Raw genomic sequence first — 525 nt, forward strand, 5'->3', positions numbered from 1 at the left:
CCCATAAGATGCTCGCGTCCACTGTGCAGTTCTCAACGACCGACCCGTCACCCGCCCCCACTGACCCCACCGGCCCCGCCCACCGGAGGAACCGGCGACGAGCGATGTGGAATCGGGACGGGCCCGGACAGAGACAACGACCCCCATGCACCGGCCACGGCCGGCGGCGGGGTCCGCTCCCTCAGGACCCAACAGCGTGCCTACGACCCCGGACGACTGCCCCGGCCCCGGTCCCTGCCCCCTCGCGGGAGCCGTACTGGAGGCCGGCCAGACGCCGGCGGCCGAACTGGTCAGCGTTCCACCCTCGAGCACCACCCCAGGAACCAGCGGCCCACCGCGGATGGTGGACCGTCACGCCCTGGGCATGGCTTGGACCGGCGCAGCAGAGCTGGCCGGTCGGTGCTCCTTAGAAAGGAGGTGATCCAGCCGCACCTTCCGGTACGGCTACCTTGTTACGACTTCGTCCCAATCGCCGATCCCGCCTTCGACGGCTCCCTCCCACGAGGGGTTGGGCCACCGGCTTCG

At 70.7% G+C, this 525-nt stretch carries 1 rRNA gene; it reads right to left on the reverse strand.

What is annotated here, in order from left to right:
• Positions 1 to 410 precede the first annotated feature (410 nt).
• Positions 411 to 525: ribosomal RNA gene (locus ACI796_RS23120) — 16S ribosomal RNA — on the reverse strand; the annotation flags it as partial.

The organism is Geodermatophilus sp. SYSU D00525 (genome assembly GCF_054050475.1).